The sequence below is a fragment of the Bacillus sp. CFBP9009 genome (assembly GCF_036541465.1).
Classification (GTDB): Bacteria; Bacillota; Bacilli; order Bacillales; family DSM-1321; genus Peribacillus.
This window is the reverse complement of the sequence record NZ_JAZHFU010000004.1, coordinates 188,010-207,387: the sequence shown is the minus strand read 5'-3', so window position 1 is coordinate 207,387 and position 19,378 is coordinate 188,010. Positions and strand designations below refer to the sequence as shown.

Here is a 19,378-nt window from a genome sequence, read left to right as displayed (position 1 = left end):
AGGGGCCCCTATCGATTTTTTTTATGGGAAATCACGAGAAAATCAGTAGATAACATGAAGGTTTACATTCTTTTATTCATAACCCTTGTCCCTTTGCATAAACTTGTACAAAAACAAGTAAAGAGACGAGGGGGCACTCATGCGTTTTCCATATAAAGGGTTATCAAGTTTGTGTATCGTCATTCTCCTGTTGTCTTTTATGGCTCCTGTACAAAGCGCCAAAGCAAATGTATCCGTAAGTGCCCATAGTGCGATTTTAATGGATGAGGATAGCGGAAGGGTCATTTATGAAGTGAATGCCCATGAAAAGAACCGTATTGCAAGCATTACGAAAATAATGACGGCTATCTTGGCTATTGAATCGGGACAAATGGATGAAACAGTGAAGGTAAGCAGCAATGCCTTCGGGACGGAGGGCTCTTCACTTTATTTAAAAGAAGGAGAAAAAATTAAGCTCGAAGATTTGGTTTATGGCTTGATGCTTCGTTCAGGTAATGATGCCGCAGTCGCAATCAGCGAAAAGGTTGGCGGAAGCCTGGATGGTTTCGTCTGGATGATGAATCAAAAAGCTGAAGAAATCGGAATGGAAAATACCCATTTTTCAAATCCACATGGTTTGGATAATACGAAGAACCATTATTCAACCGCATATGATATGGCCATACTCACTCGTTATGCCATGCAAAATAAAACGTATGCAAAGATTGCCGGCACAAAGGAACACAGGGCACATAATTCCACAGAACAATGGGATTATGTATGGAAGAACAAAAACCGTTTACTTACACAACTATATGAGTATTGCACAGGAGGGAAAACAGGGTATACCAAACTAGCAAAACGTACTTTGGTCACGACGGCAACAAAAAACGAGCATGACCTGATTGCTGTGACATTGAATGGTCCTGATGATTGGAATGATCATATTCAAATGTACGAATCCGCCTTTAAGGATTATATGCCGACAGAAATTTTACCCGAAGGCATAGTGAAAAATATGGAAAATAAAATATATAAAGGGCATGTCTACATTAAAAATGATTTTTCGTACCCACTGACAAAAGAAGAGAGAGAATTGGTCAATGTGAAAATGAAATTGCTGAAGCCCCAGAAGGCTTGGAAAGATAAAAGGGAAATCCCGGAAGTGGTCGGTAGAGCATCCATCTATCTCGATGGAAAGAAAATAGGCACTCGTTCGATTTTTTATGGGGAAGCAAAAGAAAGCTTCAAGCAACAATCATTCCAATCTTCTTGGGCTGAGGTATTTGAAGCGGTATTGGGAATCGGACGAAATGGTTAATTACATTTGGTTCGGGATGTTTGTGATCGGTATTGTCTTTGGCATGGTTAATGGGACGATGGAACAGGTGAATGAAGCTCTTTTTGTCAGCGCAAAGGAAGCGGTCACCCTTTGTCTGGGATTGATGAGCATACTTGTTTTTTGGCTGGGTCTGATGAAAATAGCGGAGGAGTCGGGGCTGTTAGATAAACTATCCAACTTGTTCAAGCCATTCATGAGATGGCTGTTCCCAGAAGTTCCTCCTAATCATCCCGCTATGGGGTATATACTTTCCAATATGATGGCAAACACATTCGGATTGGGGAATGCAGCTACGCCTCTTGGTATAAAAGCCATGGAACAGCTAAAGAAACTAAATGGAGGAAAAGCAACGGTCAGCCGCTCGATGGTCACTTTTTTAGCAATCAATACCTCAAGCGTAACGTTGATTCCAACTACTGTCATTGCGATCCGCATGAATTACGATGCCCACTCCCCGACGGACATCGTTTTTCCGACCATAATAGCAACGGCCATTTCTGCCGTTGGAGGAATCGCGATAGATCGATATTTTTATTACAGGAGAAAGAGGAACGGGAGGGAATAGGATGTTGCACTGGATGACCACCATTTCAATTTGGATGATACCGATTTTGATTCTCTGTATATTACTCTACGGCACATTGAAAAGAGTTCCCACCTATGAGACCTTCGTTGAGGGGGGGAAAGAAGGAATCAGCATGTCCTTTTCCCTCATCCCTTTCCTGGTAGGGATGCTTGTGGCGATTTCAGTATTTAGAGCATCAGGGGCCTTGGATTTCATTGTACAATCACTGCACCCATTGCTTTCATTTCTTCATTTTCCGTCTGAGGTTTTACCCCTTGCGATTATTAGACCAATATCCGGAACAGCCGCTTTAGGAATCACCAGCGACCTAATATCGGTTTATGGACCGGATTCCTTTGTTGGGCGCTTGGCTGCCACGATTCAGGGAAGTACAGATACGACCTTCTATGTATTGACCGTTTATTTTGGAGCCGTCGGAATCAAAAAAATGGGTGATGCCCTTAAGGTCGGCCTTTTGGCAGACTTGATCGGAATCATAGCTGCCGTTATTGTCGTCACACTGGTTTTCGGTATGAATTAAAGGTAGGGAAATGGGCGATTCCATTTCTTTTTTTTTGTCTTTTTTCTTAAAATTAGCCCTCCATTAATAAGGTGCATTCAAACTTTCATCAAAAGAAACATTTTTTTGTATGGAAAAATAAGCTATGTTACACTCATTATGGAAACCAACCCATTTAACCGTCCCATTATTGGTGTAATAATAAAAGAAAAGCTCTTAATCGCGAAAAACCTTTTGTTTTTGCCTCTCAATATGTAATAATTGTATGATTGTGTATGTATAGACAATAACAAACGAATGATTATACTATGGGGTGAAGATAGATGGAACGATTACAAAAGGTGATAGCACATGCTGGACTGGCTTCCCGCCGTAAAGCAGAAGAGTTGATTTTAGAAGGTAAGGTAAAAGTGAACGGCAAAGTAGTGAAGGAATTAGGTGTGAAGGTAGGGCCTAATGATAAGGTTGAGGTTAATGAAGTCCCGCTTGAAAAAGAAGCCCCGGTTTATTTCCTATTCTATAAACCGCGCGGCGTCATTTCGGCAGTTTCTGATGATAAGAACAGAAAAGTCGTAACGGACTTTTTCCCTTACATCAATGAACGGATTTATCCAGTTGGCCGCTTGGATTACGATACTTCGGGCTTATTGATTTTAACGAATGACGGAGAATTTGCAAACACGTTAATGCATCCGAAGCATGAAGTGGATAAAGTGTATGTGGCAAAAGTGAAAGGAATGCCTTTGCGTGAAAGCTTGAAAAAGCTGGATAAAGGTATCAAGTTGGAGGATGGCAAGACTGCTCCAGCCAAGACAAGGGTATTGTCTACCGACAAGAAAAAGGAAACGGCCATCGTTGAAATCACAATACATGAAGGCAGGAACAGGCAAGTCCGCCGGATGTTCGAAGCAATTGGCCATCCCGTCATAAAATTGAAGAGGGAACAATATGGTTTCTTGACCTTGGACGGTTTAACAGCAGGAGATTCCCGGGAGCTGACTCCACATGAAGTTAAATTAATGCGGACATTAGCAACGACCGAGCCTAAACAGCGGAGAATGTAGATAAGAATTTTTCCTGTATTAATAGGTTGAAACCACTACCCCATTCTCCTCCTGGAAGAATGGGTGGTGGAAAACAACCTGTAAATACCTTTTCCTTCATGAATCGGGAAAGAATGTCACAAAACCTTCAGAAATGTAAATAAAAAGGACATGGCGTTAAATGGTATAATGGTATGGTTAAATTTAGTGTGGCCTTAGGAGGATCTCTATGGATAAAAAGAAGCGACGCCTAATTAGCAGAACCATCATTCTCCTGCTTTTAGGTGCAGCTTTAGTGTTTGCCCTTTATACGAACTTCACTAAAGATAAGAATGAGAGTCTGAGCAAAGGATCCGATGCACCCAATTTCGTCTTGACTGATATGGAAGGCAAAGAGCATAAACTTTCCGATTACAAGGGAAAAGGCGTCTTCCTGAACTTTTGGGGTACATATTGCAAGCCGTGTGAATATGAAATGCCTTATATGGAAAATCAATATAAAAACTTTAAAGACCAGGGCGTTGAGATATTGGCGGTTAATGTCGGGGAATCTGACTATGCTGTCAATAATTTCATTACAAAGCATGATCTTACCTTTCCTGTCATGATCGATAAAGGTAGGGAAGTGGAAAATGCTTATCGCGTGGATATATTGCCTGTCTCCTTTTTGGTTGATAAAGAGGGGAAAGTGATAGATATCATCACCGGAGCTTTGACAGAAGAGAGCATCCAAAAGCATATGGAGAGAATTAAACCATAATATTGGGGAGTTTTTGACATGAAAGAAGTAAAATGCGATTGTGGTCATGTAAATCCGTTTGGCACAAACATTTGTGGGAAATGCGGTATGGTGCTTGATAACGAAAAAGAGAACAAACTTATTGATATGAGATATGAAGGAAGTGCCAGGCGTTCACAAACATATAAAAAAACGATCATCGATAAAATATGGAACTTCTTTTCTTCCGTTAAGGTCGGGGTGACGCTCATTGTCATTGCCTTGATCGCTTCAGCTATCGGGACGATTCTACCCCAGGAAATGTACATCCCTTCAACAGCTACGCCTGCAGAGCATTATGAACTGGAATACGGCTGGTTCGGAATGGTGTATTATGAACTCGGGTTTCATAACTTGTATAGTTCATGGTGGTATTTGATTATCATAGGCATGCTGGGCATATCACTATTGATTGCCAGTATCGACCGGTTCTTTCCGTTATATCGATCGTTAAAAAAACAAGGGGTCACACGTCATGACGGGTTCATGAAACGTCAGCGGATTTATGGGGTGACAAAGCTTGAAGACCAAGATATAAACCTTGAAGAAGTAAAGGATAGACTAAAAAGGCAGCGTTATCATATACGAGAGGAAAACGGTCATATACTTGCCGAAAAGGGTCGTTTTTCACGTTGGGGACCCTATGTAAATCATATTGGACTTATCATTTTCTTAATTGGAGCATTATTGCGTTCCGTCCCTGGGATGTATATCGACAAAGTACTTTGGCTGCGTGAAGGCGAAAGAAAAGAAATCCCGGGTACAAATGGTGAATACTACCTCCAGAATAATGAATTTACCTTAGAGGTGTATGACAAAGAGAATGAAGAAGATGAGCAGTACAGTGCTGCAATTGATAAAACCGGTACGATCGCAAAAACCTATCAATCCGATGTTACGCTCTATGAGCGCAAGGGAGAAACCTTACCAGGGGAAAAAGTGGACCTTGATAAGCTTAAAGATTATAAAATCAAAGTCAATGAACCTCTGAAACATGATCATTATGCTCTCTACCAAGTAGACTATAAACTGGATGAACTCAGTACGATGGCTTTTAATTTGATAAATAAAAAAACCGAAGAGAAATATGGCAGCTTAAAGGTTGATTTGAATAATCCTCAAAAGAAATACGAGTTGAAAGAAGGATATTCCGTTGACTTGATCAGTTACTTCCCCGATTTCGAGTTCGATGAAAAAGGCGAACCTAGAACGATATCGAAGATTCCGAATAATCCAGCATTTATCTTTGAAATGCATACTCCGGATAAGCCAGAGGGTGAAGTCAGTTTCGTGGCGATAAAGGAGACTGTGGAGCCTTTAGGGGAAAACACTTATAAAATGGCTTTTAATGGTGTGGAAACCCAAGATGTCACGGCATTGACCGTCAGGAAGGATTTAACGCTTTGGATCCTATTCACGGGTGGAATCATTTTCATGATCGGCGTTATCCAAGGGTCTTATTGGAATCACCGGCGTATATGGATTAAGAGGAAAGATGATGAGATACTTTTGGCCGGCCATACAAACAAAAACTGGCACGGCATTAAAAGAGATATAAAACAAGCGATAGAATCAACATCACTTTCCGAACCAATGGATCAACTTGAAGAGGAGAATTCTTCTAGTAAGGGGGAAGTTTTAAATGGCTGAACTAAGCAGTAACCTTTTATATGCAGCTTTCATTTTATATCTGATCGCTACCTTTTTATTTGGGGGATCGATCAAGGATAAACGCGGAGCGGAGGAAAAGAAACAAAACAAATGGGCTAAGCTGGGCATTTTCATTACCATTATCGGATTTGCAGCCCAAATTGGGTATTTCATCACAAGATGGATTGCTGCCGGCCATGCCCCGGTAAGTAACCTGTTTGAATTTACGACCTTTTTCGGAATGATGCTGGTCGGTGCTTTTATATTAATTTATTTTCTTTATAAAACACCTGCCCTTGGGCTATTCGCTTTGCCGATTGCGTTATTGATAATCGCATATGCAAGTATGTTCCCTACAGAGATTTCGCCACTTATCCCTGCTCTGCAGAGCGATTGGCTTCATATTCATGTAACGACTGCAGCGGCAGGACAGTCAATCCTTGCCATAAGTTTCGTTACTGCCATCATTTATTTAATCAAATTCGTCGATCAGACACAATCAAGCAAAAGAACGTTCTGGCTTGAAGCCATCATGTTTACATTAGTCTGCACCCTCGGTTTCGTCATCATCACTTCTTCTTTTGCTGCCATGGATTATAAGGCAAATTTTGATTGGGTCGATAAACATGGTGCCGAGGTCAAACAGGAATTCAACCTGCCGGCATTGGTAGGTCCCAATGAAGGGAAACTTATCGAGACGGATCGGTTTGAACCACTGGTGGACATGCCTGCACTGATCAATGCCAAGAAACTGAATACTGTAATTTGGTCAATCGGTGTGGGACTCGTCCTGTATGGTTTAATAAGGTTGATTGCTCGCAAAAGAGTGGCGGCATTGATTAAACCAATCGTTAAAAATGTGAATCTGAATTTATTGGACGAGATTAGTTATCGTTCGGTCCTTATCGGTTTTCCGATCTTTACACTCGGTGCCCTCATTTTTGCAATGATCTGGGCTCAAGTGGCCTGGACAAGATTCTGGGGCTGGGATCCGAAAGAGGTCTGGGCACTGGTTACTTGGTTGTTTTATGCGGCTTTCTTGCATCTGCGCATGTCAAAGGGGTGGCAAGGGGAAAAATCAGCTTGGCTTGCCGTAATCGGTTTTGCCATCATAATGTTTAACTTGATATTCGTAAATCTTGTTATTGCTGGTTTGCATTCATATGCTTGATTCTGTATTGTAATATTTAGATGAAGGGGTCTTTTGATAGAAACGTCGAGGAGTAGGCTTATCGATTTTTCTGGAAAATGATCCCTTTTTCCGTCACTCCCTTTAATAAAACAATATTTCGTTGAAATAGCATTTATGAATTCTAAGATAGCGGTCGAAGTCTTTTTTTGTGACAAAATGGTGAAAGGTTCATGGAAGCCATGCGAAATACGCTCTTTATCGTACTTTGAGAGGAAAAAGTATTAGTCATGGAAGTTTTCATTTTGTAGAATATATGATAGGAGGCTGATTACATAATGTATAATGCTATTAAAATTCTCGTGGTGGATGATGAGGAAAGAATCCGCCGGCTGCTAAAGATGTATTTGGAAAGAGAAGAATACATGATCGATGAAGCTGAAAATGGAGATGTGGCTTTAACAAAAGCCCTTGAAAATGATTATGATTTAATTTTATTGGATATTATGATGCCTGGTAAAGATGGAATCGAAGTTTGCCGTGAATTAAGGGAAAAGAAAACGACACCGATTATCATGCTGACTGCTAAAGGTGAAGAAGTGAACCGCGTTCAAGGGTTCGAAGTGGGGACCGATGATTATATCGTAAAGCCCTTCAGTCCCCGTGAAGTCGTGTTAAGGGTTAAGGCTTTATTACGTCGCTCATCAAGCACAAGTTACATGCAGACGGAAACGACGGCAAAAGATGTGATCGTCTTCCCACATCTAACCATTGATAATGATGCCCACCGTGTACTTGCGGATAACAAAGAGGTTTCATTAACACCAAAAGAATATGAATTATTATATTTCTTGGCGAAATCCCCAGATAAGGTTTTCGATCGGGAGCAATTGTTAAAAGAAGTGTGGCACTATGAATTCTTTGGAGATCTTCGAACTGTAGACACGCATGTTAAACGCTTACGTGAAAAATTAAACCGCATATCCGAAAACGCAGCCAAGATGATTGTCACCGTTTGGGGTGTAGGTTACAAGTTCGAAGTCGTTAATGACTGATGCTATGGGGCAGTGTTGTAGGGAAGCTATGGGCAACGATCCTATTGCTCGTGTCATTTGTATTAATCGTTTTAACCGTTCTGCTGGTCGAATTCTTTGAGAATTTCCAAATTGAAAATATTGAAAATGATTTAACTAAAACCGCTGAACAAATCATTAAGGTTACCAATGAACATCAGGGATCCAGCAATGAGGTTTTACAAATAGCTTCGGAACTAATAGGCAACGAAGCGAAAATGATCATTCTTAATGATGACAAAATGATATTCTCATCCATCGGAGGAGATAATGAGTTCGAAATCACACCGGAACTCATAAAAAATGATCCCGAATTACTCAAGGTTTTTACGGAAAGAAAGACTGTTAAAAAGGAAATGGCGCTTTCCGATGATGCGGATAAAGAGGGATTGTCAGCAATCGTAGTAGGCATTCCACTTGAATTGAATGGGGAACAGGATGAAGTTTTTCTATTTCAATCGTTGGAGTCCATGGAAGAAACCACAAAATCCACTACACAGTTCATTTTATTGGCAGCGGGCATCGCCATTATTTTGACAACGATTTTTGCTTTCTTTTTATCCACAAGAATCAATGCACCATTGGTGAAGATGAGGGAAGCCGCTCTAGCGATTGCCCGGGGGAAATTTGATACAAAGGTTCCAATTCTGACTCAAGATGAAATCGGTGAGCTGGCCATAGCGTTTAATCAGATGAGGAAGCAGCTGAAATTCAATATGAATGCACTTAGTCAGGAAAAGGAACATCTCTCAAGCATTCTTAGCAGTATGGCAGATGGGGTCATTACCTTCAATAAAGATGGCACAATTCTTGAAACGAATCCGCCCGCGGAAAGGTTTCTGCAATCCTGGTACTTTGAAAAGGGCTATAACCGGGAAGATAATGTGAATGTCCCATTGGTTTTAATGAATCTTTTTGATGAATCAGAATCCTTCAATAAGGAGAAGGTCGGTGAAATTACCTTGCAGGGCCGTGATTGGGGATTGATTGTCAGTCCGCTATATACAAATGCCGACAATATTCGGGGAGCGGTGGCCATCATACGGGATATGAGTGATGAAAGACGTATGGACAAACTTAGGACTGATTTCATAGCGAATGTCTCCCATGAGTTAAGAACGCCGATTTCAATGTTGCAGGGATATAGTGAAGCGATCGTAGATGACATTGCGAGCAGTGAAGAGGAAAAGGTGGAAATGGCCCGCATCATCTATGATGAGTCTTTGAGAATGGGACGTTTAGTCAATGATCTACTCGATCTAGCTAAATTGGAATCGGGTAAAATGAACCTTAGCTATGAATGTGTACCTATTTCTCCTTATTTAAAGAGGATTACAAGTAAGTTTTCCGGGCTAGCTAAAGAAAAAGGGATCACAATATCAGCCAGTCTTGAAGATGAGCAAATTCAATGGCATTTCGATCCGGATCGTATTGAACAGGTTTTGACGAATTTAATTGATAATGCGATTCGTCATACTCCTCCAGGAGGTAACATTGATGTCATTCAGAGGACAAGTGATCGAAGGGGTCTGATCATTGATGTGAAGGACTCTGGATCCGGAATTCCCGAAGAGGATTTACCTTTTGTATTCGAGAGGTTTTATAAAGCGGATAAAGCAAGGACCCGCGGGCGTTCGGGCACCGGATTGGGGTTGGCAATCGTAAAAAATATAATCAATGCCCATGATGGCTTCATATCGGTAAACAGTTTACCTAATAAAGGGACAACGTTCAGTTTTATCCTGCCTCGAATTTTGGAGAATGCTGAATGAATGACGGGTGGCTTGCCAAAAAATCTTGTTTCATAAGGAACTGAGAAGACAAAGGCAATTGGATTTCTTTCCAACTTGTCTTTGTTTTTTTTAGGAAACAGATAAGTCTCGAATATTTGGAAATTAACGGAATTTTATAATAAGATAAAAGCCGAAGTATGTAACTTTTGTTTAGGATTGACGACTATATTTATGAACGGATGTGGGGAAATGATGGATTCCGTTTTCCACGATCTTTATGAGAAATATCATCAGGAAATTTATCAATTCATTTTTTATATGACTAAGAATCGAGAAACGGCTGAGGACCTTGTTCAGGAGGTCTATATCCGGGTGATGAAGGCGTATGAACGCTTCGAAGGAAAGAGCAGTGAAAAAACGTGGATGTATTCGATTGCTAGAAATGTGACGATTGATTACTTTCGGAAACAAAAAGGGTGGAAAGACAAAATCTTTCCTAACTTTGATTGGGATAGGCAATTGATAAAAGATAAAGAACCCATTCCCGAAGAAGTGGCTATCATGAACGATGAAATCCAAGATATTTATCAATGCTTAAACCGGTGTACCACGAATCAAAGATCCGTCATCATTTTACGATATATTCAGGGATTGTCCATTACGGAAACTGCTGAAGTATTGAATTGGAGTGAAAGTAAGGTAAAAACAACCCAGCACCGTGCTTTGAAGGCTATTAAAAAGTTGATGGAGGATTTATCAGGAAAGGAGGGCCACCGCATTGAGAAGGTCCCGTTGGAAAGAAAGCGAAATTGAAGACTTGCTCCGAGAGCTTCCGAAATTTAAAGATGACCGAACCAAGTCAGAGGTGTTTGAGAGAATACATGATAAGAAGAGAAAGAAACACTGGATACCTCTAATTGCGGGTGTTGCCTCCTTATTCTTAATGGTTGTTTTGGCATCATCGTTAATTATTGAAAAAAAAGGAACGACAAGTCAAGAGGGCAGCGGCAGTAGTGGGAAATTATCGCTATCTGAAAATAAGGAAACGGCAGATCATGAACGGCAGGATGCAAGCAACAAAGAAAATCCTCCAGAAGATAAACAGGATTATCAAGAGTTTTCGAGTAAGCAAGCAAAAATCGAATCTAAAGACGAGGTTTCAGAAATGGGACCCGGAAAAGGGAAAAAGGAAAAAAACTTTGCACAAGCGATCTATCAAGATGATCTAAACAATGCATCGATCATTACGATGGGTATCCCAGATGATCAAATGAATTTCATCGTTCCCATTTCAATTAAACTCAAACATTATGATCAAAGTGATACATTGAAACAGTTAGTTAATCAAATGTCCGATATCAATGAAGAGCAATATGGGCTATCTGACTATTTTCCACTTGATATAAAGATAAGCCAAGGAAACGATACGGCCACTGCTCATATTGATTTTCAAGAAAAAAGCCAACTATTGGATGAAGATACACTTTTTCTCCATTCGATGGAGGAAACGCTTTCCTATAATAATATAGAGAAAATGACATTTTCTACAGATGGTAAGCAAGGTGCCATGTTTGCGCATGCGGGATATTTAAAGGAGGTGGATATACCTCATCATAAAAATCGCACATACCTGCTTTACCAAGAGGATGAGTCCTCCCCAAGGTTTCTTGTTCCAAGCAATATGGGATATCAGGACTTTGAGGAGGCGCTGCAGGCTGGAAAAGGGGAGGCAGACATCGAGGGAATTTCACCTGCAATCCCGCCTGACCTGAAATGGGAAAGGATAAGCTCTCATGGAGATCTTGTGATCATTCAATTATCAGATCAAGCTGCTATTGAAAATAGTGAGGAATCCCTTCAAGCTTTAGAAGCCATACTCTTCATAGCTAAGGATTTTGGTTTTGAAAAAGTGAAGTTTGAAAATGCTCCAATTGAAGAGGTAGGCCAGCTGAACTTAACTGAAGACATATTGGTGCCCAAAGCACCGAACCAAGTGAATTGATGCAGCGGGCAAAGTCTAAATAAATATGAAGGTTTTCCATATGATGGTGCGTTATAAACACCCTGTCCATGGTTGTCAAAAGCCCCTTGCATTCACAGAAAAAGTGCCCGCGATGACGGGCACTTTTTTTTTCTTATAATGAAATACGGGCCATGAATGTAATTTCTTCTGTTTCCATTAAAAATTGTTTCATGTTATCTTCCAATGGTAAATCAAAGCTCAAAACCATGATGGCTTCCCCGCCAGCTTCTTTTCGGCCAACCTGCATGGTGGCGATATTCACTCCGTGATCACCCAGGACCTTACCTACGTTACCGATTACACCAGGTTTATCGGTATGCTGGATATAAAGTAAATTCGGTTCTGGATGAAAGTCGATTTTGAAACCATTCAAACTTACAATACGAGAACCGTAATTTTCGATATAGGTCCCACTGATAGTTAATTCACGGTGGTCACCTTTTACTTTAAGGCTGATCAAATTCGAGTAACCTAAAGAGTCCGTAGAGATTTTTTCACCAACGGTTATTCCACGCTCTTTTGCGATCAACAAGGCATTCACTTCATTTACTGATGCATCGACTCTTGATCTCAAAAATCCAGAGATTAGACTTTTTGTAAGAATCGCTGTATCGAAATCCAATGATTCTCCTGCATACGTAACGGATATTTCCTGAATTCCTTCATTCATGCACTGAGAAGCAATGGATCCCATTTGCTGAACAAGTTGATAGAATGGCTGTACCTTTTCAAACACTTCTTTAGATATGGCTGGAAGGTTGATCGAACTTGAGACTGGATTTCCTTCGAAATAGGTCAATACTTCTTGGGCAACCTGTACGGCAACATTTAATTGGGCTTCTTTAGTGGAAGCACCCAGATGCGGTGTAGCAATGACGCTATCCAGTTCAAGCAGTTTATGGCCAAGTGGGGGTTCTTCGACGAAAACGTCCAGTGCCGCCCCTGCAACATGTCCTTGGACTAACATTTCATATAAATCATCTTCGTCCAGAATACCGCCCCGGGCGCAGTTCAGTACATAAACCCCTTTTTTACAGGTAAGCAGTTTTTCTTTATTGATTAATCCTCTAGTTTCGTTCGTAAGTGGTGTATGAACAGTAATGATGTCTGCTTTAGGAAGCAATTCATCTAACGGCAGGGCCGTTACGGACATTTTCTTTGCACGATCGACAGTAAGGAACGGATCATAGACAATGACATCCATGCCGAATACCTTAGCGCGTTTGGCAATTTCCCCTCCGATACGTCCAAAGCCAATTATTCCTAATGTTTTACCACGAAGTTCAGTACCCGTATATGAAGAACGTTTCCACTCCCCATTCTTCAGTGAAGCATAAGCTTGCGGAATGTGGCGCATTAATGAAGCCATCATGGCGAATGTATGTTCAGCTGTTGAAATGGTGTTGCCGTCAGGTGCATTAACCACGACAATCCCGCGTTTTGTCGCCGAGGGGATATCTATGTTATCAACACCGACACCAGCGCGTGCTATAATTTTTAGCTGCGGCATACGGTTCATTAAATCCTCCGAAACCTTCGTAGCACTTCTTACAAGAATTGCATCAATCTGATCAAGTTCGTTTGCAGCTTCCTCTACGGTCTTTTGAATGAGATGAATATTGGATGCCTCAGATAGCGGTCCGAGTCCTTCTGGTTTAATGGCGTCTGCTACTAAAATCCGATACACGTCTAAACACCTTCCTAGGAAAAAAAATTATCTTAAATTTCAGTTAATTTTACAATTGAAATGCTGAATATGTCAATTTGGCTTAACTGTATGTAAGCGCTTAATAGAATGGTTATCTTCTGATCATCTGTTTAATGTCGCGATATAAATGGCTTCATCTAGGATTGAATAATATAAAAAAATAATTTTCATTATTTTGAATTTTCATTTTGTGTATCCGCTATTTGTTTTAAGCCATTCACTGTGACGATCGATATTCAACCTAAATGAATCAACTGAGAAAAAAAGTGCTATCAAAAAACAGGTAATTCAGATATAATGGAGAGTATAAAAAATTTTATAGATCTATCTTCGGGGCGGGGCGAAATTCCCCACCGGCGGTGATGAAGGAATTTCTTCTTCTAAGCCCGCGAGCCTTACAAGGCAGGATTTGGTGCGATTCCAAAGCCGACAGTATAGTCTGGATGGGAGAAGATGGAGGTTCCTGAGTGCGTTTCAACAGTTATTTGCTGAACGTTTGTTTGATGTAACCTTTAATTTATCCCTTTAATTCTATTGGAATTAAAGGTTTTTTTATTGAACATCAACATACTTTGGAACCCTAACCTCTTTTTCAGGTAGATCGGAAAAGAAGGAGAGAGAACTATGAAAAAGAACAAAGTGAAAAAAACGGTCACACTTGCCATGATGGGAAGCATTTCTTATTTATTGATGCTTTTAAATTTCCCGTTTCCGGGATTCCCGACTTTTCTCAATGTTGATTTTAGCGACATACCAGCACTGATGGCGGCATTAATTTTCGGTCCGATGGCTGGAATTCTAGTCGAGTTCATTAAGAACCTATTGGATTTAGTCATGACAGGGACCTTGACTGCTGTACCTGTGGGGCATATCGCTAACTTTATAGCTGGAATACTGTTTGTCTTGCCGACTTATTATGTATTTCAGAAAATCAATTCAAAAAAAGGGATGACATTCGCTTTACTTGCAGGAACAGTTTCCATGGCAGTATTCATGAGTGTTTTAAACTATTATGTCTTTTTACCGGCTTATACCTTCTTTATGGGATGGGATGCAATGTCGGCACCCGAGTCAAGAAAGCTCGTTACGACGGCAATCTTGCCTTTCAATGTGATTAAAGGCGTACTCATCACATCTGTATTCATGTTGCTGTTCATTAAATTACAGACATGGATCAATAAGCAAACATTATATAAAAATGCTTAATGGCATTGACGATAGAAATAAAAAAACAACCGGATATTCGTATTCGGTTGTTTTTTATGCCTGTTTAATTTTGGTATGGGGAGATGGCAAAAGAAAAGCCATTTTCGATAGAAAATGGCTTGTACGTTATTCGAATTTAAGTGCATCTCCGTCAAATGCCTCGTCAGCGACTTTAATAGAATCCGTTGGGCATCCTTCAAATGCATCCATCATGTCATCAATAAGTACATCAGGAATTTCAACGATTCCCTCGTTATCGTCAAGGGTAACAAATGCAATCCCTTCGTCATCGTAATCATATATATCTGGTGCCGCTGCTCCGCAAGCTCCACAAGCTATGCATGTTTCTTTATCCACAATAGTAAATTTAGCCATGAATATAACCCCTCCTAAGTTGATTGACAACTGATAATCTTTTTATTTCAGATTATTATCTCTTTCTTATTGTAAGACCGAATGCCAAACTTTTCAATAGAAATTGTATTGATAATAACTATCATGTAGCACAATGTCAACGGAAAACATCGAAATAATTAACTTGGTTCTTTCCATGATTCGTCATTTAGTCACATAATTTCCCTTGTATTCATCAATAATAACGGCGATTTTTGCAGTTATTTGTTACAATGGGTTTATTGGTTAAATGAAACAAGGATGTGAGTCCCATGAATAATTATCTACAGGCCATCATTCTATATGCGATAAAAAAATTTCAAGGCGAACGCTCCATTTATGCTATATACCATATGCTGCAGGGGAAGAAATCGTCACAAACAATCCAGGATGCCCATTTATTCGGGCTAAGGGATATTTTTGGGACAATACCTCGATTTACCCGTCAGCAATTAAATCAAAACATTGAACATTTACTTAAGCATGACTTGATTAATTTAACGGATAAACCAGATGCATATGAAATTAGTATGCAAGGTGAGGGAATGTTAGTCGATTACTTTAAAAATAATCCTTTTCCGGCGTATATAAATGGTTGGAAGTATCACAATATCACCCCGGTTTTCTGGGGAAGGTTAAACTTACTCATTCAAACCATATCCCATATTGTCCACAATGAAAGACGTTTTTATCCGATACAAAGAAATCCCAAAATCCAATTCTTCGTAAAGGAATTTTTACATGCCAATCGTCAGGATCGAGCGTTGATTGCCCAACATCTATATGATGAATTGATATCCCTTTTAGAAAGTCAAAGTGATATGAAACGAGACATTTTCATTTTGAAAATAACCGGGATTAACAGGATTGGACTTACGTTTGAACAGATTGCAAAAAGGAAAGACGTAGAAGAAGAGTATGTTCGCTTTACTTTCCTTGACTCATTGCATCAAATGCTTGCTGAAATGGAAACGGGAAAGGATTACCCTCTCTTGTCCACATTAACAAATGATTGGAAAAGTAGTGGAAATCCTCATTTGACACAATCTACACAGACTACTTTACGATACATCCAGGAAGGGAAAACTCTGGGTGAAATAGCTGAAATCCGCAGATTGAAAGTCAACACCATCGAAGATCACCTCGTAGAAATTGTCTTATCGGACAAGAGTTTTCCGATTTCAGATTATGTGTCTATCGAGGATGAGAGGAAAATTGCTGAAGCTATTAAGGAACTTGGAACGAAAAAGCTTAAAGCAATCAAGCAGATGGTCGATAATAAAGAGATAAGCTTTTTCCAAATAAGACTTGTACTTGCGAAAATAGGTGAGTGATGATGAATATAGAACGAGTCCTCAAAGAAAAATTCGGTTTTGATGAATTCCGTCCTGGACAAAAGGAAGTGGTCGAATCATTGATGTCCGGCAATCATACTTTAGCGATGCTACCGACCGGATCAGGTAAATCATTATGTTACCAGCTGCCGGCTTATCTTTTAAATAAGACTGTCCTAATTGTCTCCCCGTTATTATCATTAATGCAGGATCAGGCAGATCAGCTGAAGATGAGTGGCGAAAAAAGTGTATTGACCCTCAACTCTTTTTTGACATTAAATCAAAAAAGGAAAGCTTTCGACCGGTTGCATAGTTATCGTTTTATCTTTTTATCTCCTGAAATGCTAAGCCTGGATGGTGTGATAAAATCCTTGAAATCCATAGATATAGGCTTGTTCGTCATAGATGAAGCACACTGCATCTCACAATGGGGGTATGATTTCCGTCCGGATTATTTGAATTTAGGAGAAGTGAGGCGTGAATTGAGCAATCCATTGACTCTTGCCCTGACAGCAACTGCAACCGATGAGGTCCGGAGGGACATCGTTGGTAAACTCAATATTGAGCCGGTCAATGAAACGGTCTCATCTGTTGATCGGGAAAATATTGCAATCATTGTCGAGCGAATGTTCAGCTACGATGAGAAGCTAGCACGTGTGCTGGAGCTTGTCAGGAAATTTACCGGAAGCGGGATTATTTATTTTTCCTCTAAAAAAGTGGCGGAATCGGTCACAGGGTTTTTACAGGAAAACGGGTTCGATAGTGTCAATTATTATCACGGTGGAATGGAACAGGAACAAAGGATGCTCATTCAGCAGCAATTCATTTCCGGCCAGTTGAAAATCATATGCGCAACAAGTGCTTTTGGAATGGGTGTGAATAAATCGGATGTCAGATATGTTATCCATTTTCATATCCCGTCCACGATGGAAGCATATCTTCAGGAGATTGGCAGGGCGGGGCGAGACCGGAAACAAAGTGTGGCTGTCTTATTATATAGCGAAGGGGATGAAGGGCTTCCCCTTCATTTGATGGAGCAACAGTTGCCTACGGATTCGCAAATTGATGGTGTATGTTCTTTCCTTAATGAATCACAAAAGAATCTGGCGAATTTGACCCCCTCAGAAAAAGAACAGCTGTCGCAATACTTTTCGTTGAACGAAATCCAACTCCGTTTTTTTACCCAGTTTATTATGGGCAATAACCAGGATCAAGTGGCAGAGATGAAAGAGTATTGTCAAAAGAGGAAAACCAGGAATCAAGAAAAGCTGCATAAATTCCTTCACTGGATATATGCACAGGAATGTCGCCGTTCAGGGATACTGGACTATTTTGGAGAAAAGCATCGGGAAGTGAACCCCATCTGCTGTGATATCTGTGGGATGGATGCCGAAAAAATGGCTGATGTATGGCCGGAAGTAAAGGTGGATCCGGTCAATTCCTTTTCCACTTGGAAAAAGGAATTGGCTTATATCTTACTAAAGAAGGAAAATGGCAATGAAAAATAAGCAAGCTGAATTAATTAAACAACTTACAGATAGACAGTTACTATATAATTTGTTTCTTACACAAATTATTCTCTTAACGTTAGCCATCTTTTTAGGTATTATTTTATTTAAAGACCGTTCTGCTTTTTTCGACTTATTTATCTTTGATGACCTGAACATTTTGCTGATTGGTGTTCCTGCTGGAGTAATTGTCGTGTTAATTGACATATTGCTTATGAAAGTGACACCATCTTCCTATCAGGATGATGGCGGTATTAACGAACGCATTTTCAGTAATTTGTCATACCCGATGATATTTGTTGTAGCTTTAGTGGTAGCGATAAGTGAAGAAGTATTATTCCGTGGAGTGTTGCAAACACATTTTGGTTTGCTTCTTACGAGCCTCATTTTTGCAGCCGTTCATTATCGTTACCTTTTTAATTGGTTTTTATTTTTAAATGTATTGGTTTTGAGCTTCTTTATCGGTTTTCTATTTGAAATGACTAATAATATCATCGTGACGATTACGGCCCACTTTTTGATTGACTTTATCCTTGGTATTTTAATCAGGAACAAAAAGCAAAGAGGGTTTAGCAAGAAAGGGGGTGACTTGAATGAGCCGGGTGCAAAAGAATGAAAAAGAAAATGATCAGGCTGGTGAACTTCGTTCGCGAATTGAACGCCAGAAGGCTAAGTCATCATTGCCCAAACGGAGCAAAGTCCACCAGAATAAAAAGAAAAAAAGTAAAGTGAAGATTAAACTTCCAATGATACAATTATTAGCATTATTTTTCATTTTGCTTCCAATTGGATTTTACAGCCTTTATACATATTTTCAGGATAGGCCTTTACCTGTTACTAAAAGTGACCAAGTCGTCTTAAAAGAGGAAGATAAAGAATCGATTCCAACTACAGCAACGGCAGAAGATTTAAAGGAAAAAGAGTCGGCAAAGGCTGAAGAGGAGAAGGAAAAAGAAGAAGCAGAGGCTAAAGCCAAAGCGGAGCAAGAAGCTGAAGAAAAGGCCAAAGCGGAGCAAGAGGCTGAGGAAAAGGCCAAAGCGGAGCAAGAGGCTGAAGAAAAAGCCAGAGCGAAGCAAGAAGCTGAGGAAAAGGCCAAAGCGGAGCAAGAGGCTGAAGAAAAAGCCAAAGCACAGCAAATAGCTGACGAAAAAGCAAAGAAGGAAGCCGCAGAAAAGAAAAAGTCTGCCGAAAATGTTCAAGCCGCGAAAACGGATAAAGAGGGATACAAAGTTGTCTTACATACTGTTCAAGGTCAAGAAACATTATTTCGCATTTCTATGAATTACTACAAATCACAGGAAGGGATTGCTCTGATCAAGGAGTGGAATGGGCTGAATGGCAATGAAATTTCCAAAGGTCAAGTATTGAAAATTCCAATCAAGAAATAATGATGG

General features: G+C 40.1%; 18 protein-coding genes and 1 riboswitch. Of the genes, 16 read left to right on the top strand and 2 right to left on the bottom strand.

What is annotated here, in order from left to right; genetic code table 11:
* Window positions 1-139: 139 nt before the first annotated feature.
* From V3595_RS14085 to V3595_RS14035, 11 genes are all read left to right on the top strand, one after another.
* The gene (locus tag V3595_RS14085; RefSeq protein ID WP_485907830.1) at window positions 140-1,300 is read left to right on the top strand and encodes a D-alanyl-D-alanine carboxypeptidase family protein; all 1,161 of its coding nucleotides are present in this window, start codon (window positions 140-142) and stop codon (window positions 1,298-1,300) included.
* The gene (locus V3595_RS14080; RefSeq protein WP_101222457.1) at window positions 1,293-1,886 is read left to right on the top strand and encodes a nucleoside recognition domain-containing protein; all 594 of its coding nucleotides are present in this window, start codon (window positions 1,293-1,295) and stop codon (window positions 1,884-1,886) included. The genes V3595_RS14085 and V3595_RS14080 overlap by 8 nt, the downstream gene beginning before the upstream one ends.
* Window position 1,887: 1 nt before the next feature.
* The gene (locus V3595_RS14075) at window positions 1,888-2,427 is read left to right on the top strand and encodes a spore maturation protein (RefSeq protein WP_137023788.1); all 540 of its coding nucleotides are present in this window, start codon (window positions 1,888-1,890) and stop codon (window positions 2,425-2,427) included.
* 302 nt (window positions 2,428-2,729) lie between these two features.
* The gene (gene rluB / locus V3595_RS14070; protein ID WP_034308106.1) at window positions 2,730-3,470 is read left to right on the top strand and encodes a 23S rRNA pseudouridine(2605) synthase RluB; all 741 of its coding nucleotides are present in this window, start codon (window positions 2,730-2,732) and stop codon (window positions 3,468-3,470) included.
* Between the two features lie 208 nt (window positions 3,471-3,678).
* The gene (resA, locus tag V3595_RS14065; RefSeq protein WP_485907828.1) at window positions 3,679-4,209 is read left to right on the top strand and encodes a thiol-disulfide oxidoreductase ResA; all 531 of its coding nucleotides are present in this window, start codon (window positions 3,679-3,681) and stop codon (window positions 4,207-4,209) included.
* Between the two features lie 18 nt (window positions 4,210-4,227).
* On the top strand, window positions 4,228-5,877 hold the full coding sequence (resB, locus tag V3595_RS14060; protein WP_485907826.1) for a cytochrome c biogenesis protein ResB: 1,650 nt from the start codon (window positions 4,228-4,230) through the stop codon (window positions 5,875-5,877).
* Window positions 5,870-7,048 (top strand): c-type cytochrome biogenesis protein CcsB, encoded by a 1,179-nt coding sequence (gene ccsB / locus V3595_RS14055; protein WP_485907824.1) that lies wholly within the window; start codon window positions 5,870-5,872, stop codon window positions 7,046-7,048. The genes resB and ccsB overlap by 8 nt, the downstream gene beginning before the upstream one ends.
* Before the next feature lie 296 nt (window positions 7,049-7,344).
* On the top strand, window positions 7,345-8,061 hold the full coding sequence (locus V3595_RS14050) for a response regulator (protein ID WP_101222452.1): 717 nt from the start codon (window positions 7,345-7,347) through the stop codon (window positions 8,059-8,061).
* Window positions 8,058-9,851 carry an ATP-binding protein gene (locus V3595_RS14045; RefSeq protein WP_485907967.1) on the top strand — a complete coding sequence of 598 codons (1,794 nt, stop codon included), beginning with the start codon at window positions 8,058-8,060 and terminating at the stop codon, window positions 9,849-9,851. Before V3595_RS14050 ends, V3595_RS14045 begins: the two co-directional genes overlap by 4 nt.
* 213 nt (window positions 9,852-10,064) lie before the next feature.
* Window positions 10,065-10,625 carry an RNA polymerase sigma factor SigX gene (gene sigX, locus V3595_RS14040; protein ID WP_101223453.1) on the top strand — a complete coding sequence of 187 codons (561 nt, stop codon included), beginning with the start codon at window positions 10,065-10,067 and terminating at the stop codon, window positions 10,623-10,625.
* On the top strand, window positions 10,591-11,814 hold the full coding sequence (locus V3595_RS14035; RefSeq protein ID WP_485907823.1) for a hypothetical protein: 1,224 nt from the start codon (window positions 10,591-10,593) through the stop codon (window positions 11,812-11,814). The genes sigX and V3595_RS14035 overlap by 35 nt, the downstream gene beginning before the upstream one ends.
* Window positions 11,815-11,947: 133 nt before the next feature.
* On the opposite strand, the gene serA is transcribed toward V3595_RS14035, so the two are convergent.
* Window positions 11,948-13,522 carry a phosphoglycerate dehydrogenase gene (gene serA / locus V3595_RS14030; protein WP_402897466.1) on the bottom strand — a complete coding sequence of 525 codons (1,575 nt, stop codon included), beginning with the start codon at window positions 13,520-13,522 and terminating at the stop codon, window positions 11,948-11,950.
* Between the two features lie 343 nt (window positions 13,523-13,865).
* Window positions 13,866-14,002: riboswitch (FMN riboswitch) on the top strand.
* Between the two features lie 165 nt (window positions 14,003-14,167).
* On the opposite strand from serA, the gene V3595_RS14025 reads away from it, so the two are divergent.
* On the top strand, window positions 14,168-14,749 hold the full coding sequence (locus V3595_RS14025; RefSeq protein WP_485907822.1) for an ECF transporter S component: 582 nt from the start codon (window positions 14,168-14,170) through the stop codon (window positions 14,747-14,749).
* A gap of 126 nt (window positions 14,750-14,875) precedes the next feature.
* Here V3595_RS14025 and V3595_RS14020 read toward each other — a convergent pair whose 3' ends face one another.
* Window positions 14,876-15,124: a ferredoxin gene (locus tag V3595_RS14020; protein ID WP_034308087.1), complete on the bottom strand. Its 249-nt coding sequence runs from the start codon at window positions 15,122-15,124 to the stop codon at window positions 14,876-14,878.
* A 290-nt stretch (window positions 15,125-15,414) separates the two neighbouring features.
* Between V3595_RS14020 and V3595_RS14015 the strand changes: the two genes are divergently transcribed.
* Genes V3595_RS14015 through V3595_RS14000 form a run of 4 tightly spaced genes read left to right on the top strand, consistent with a single transcriptional unit; the run spans window position 15,415 to window position 19,372 of the window.
* Window positions 15,415-16,476, top strand: coding sequence for a YpbB family protein (locus tag V3595_RS14015; protein WP_485907820.1), 1,062 nt, complete (start codon window positions 15,415-15,417; stop codon window positions 16,474-16,476).
* Window positions 16,477-16,478: 2 nt separating this feature from the next.
* Window positions 16,479-17,984, top strand: a complete 1,506-nt coding sequence (locus V3595_RS14010; RefSeq protein WP_485907818.1) for a RecQ family ATP-dependent DNA helicase — start codon at window positions 16,479-16,481, stop codon at window positions 17,982-17,984.
* Entirely contained in the window at window positions 17,974-18,600 is a 627-nt protein-coding gene (locus V3595_RS14005; RefSeq protein ID WP_053535615.1) for a CPBP family intramembrane glutamic endopeptidase, read from the top strand. Before V3595_RS14010 ends, V3595_RS14005 begins: the two co-directional genes overlap by 11 nt.
* A complete protein-coding gene (locus V3595_RS14000) occupies window positions 18,578-19,372 on the top strand; it encodes a LysM peptidoglycan-binding domain-containing protein (protein WP_485907815.1) in 795 nt (264 codons plus the stop codon). The genes V3595_RS14005 and V3595_RS14000 overlap by 23 nt, the downstream gene beginning before the upstream one ends.
* Window positions 19,373-19,378 lie beyond the last annotated feature (6 nt).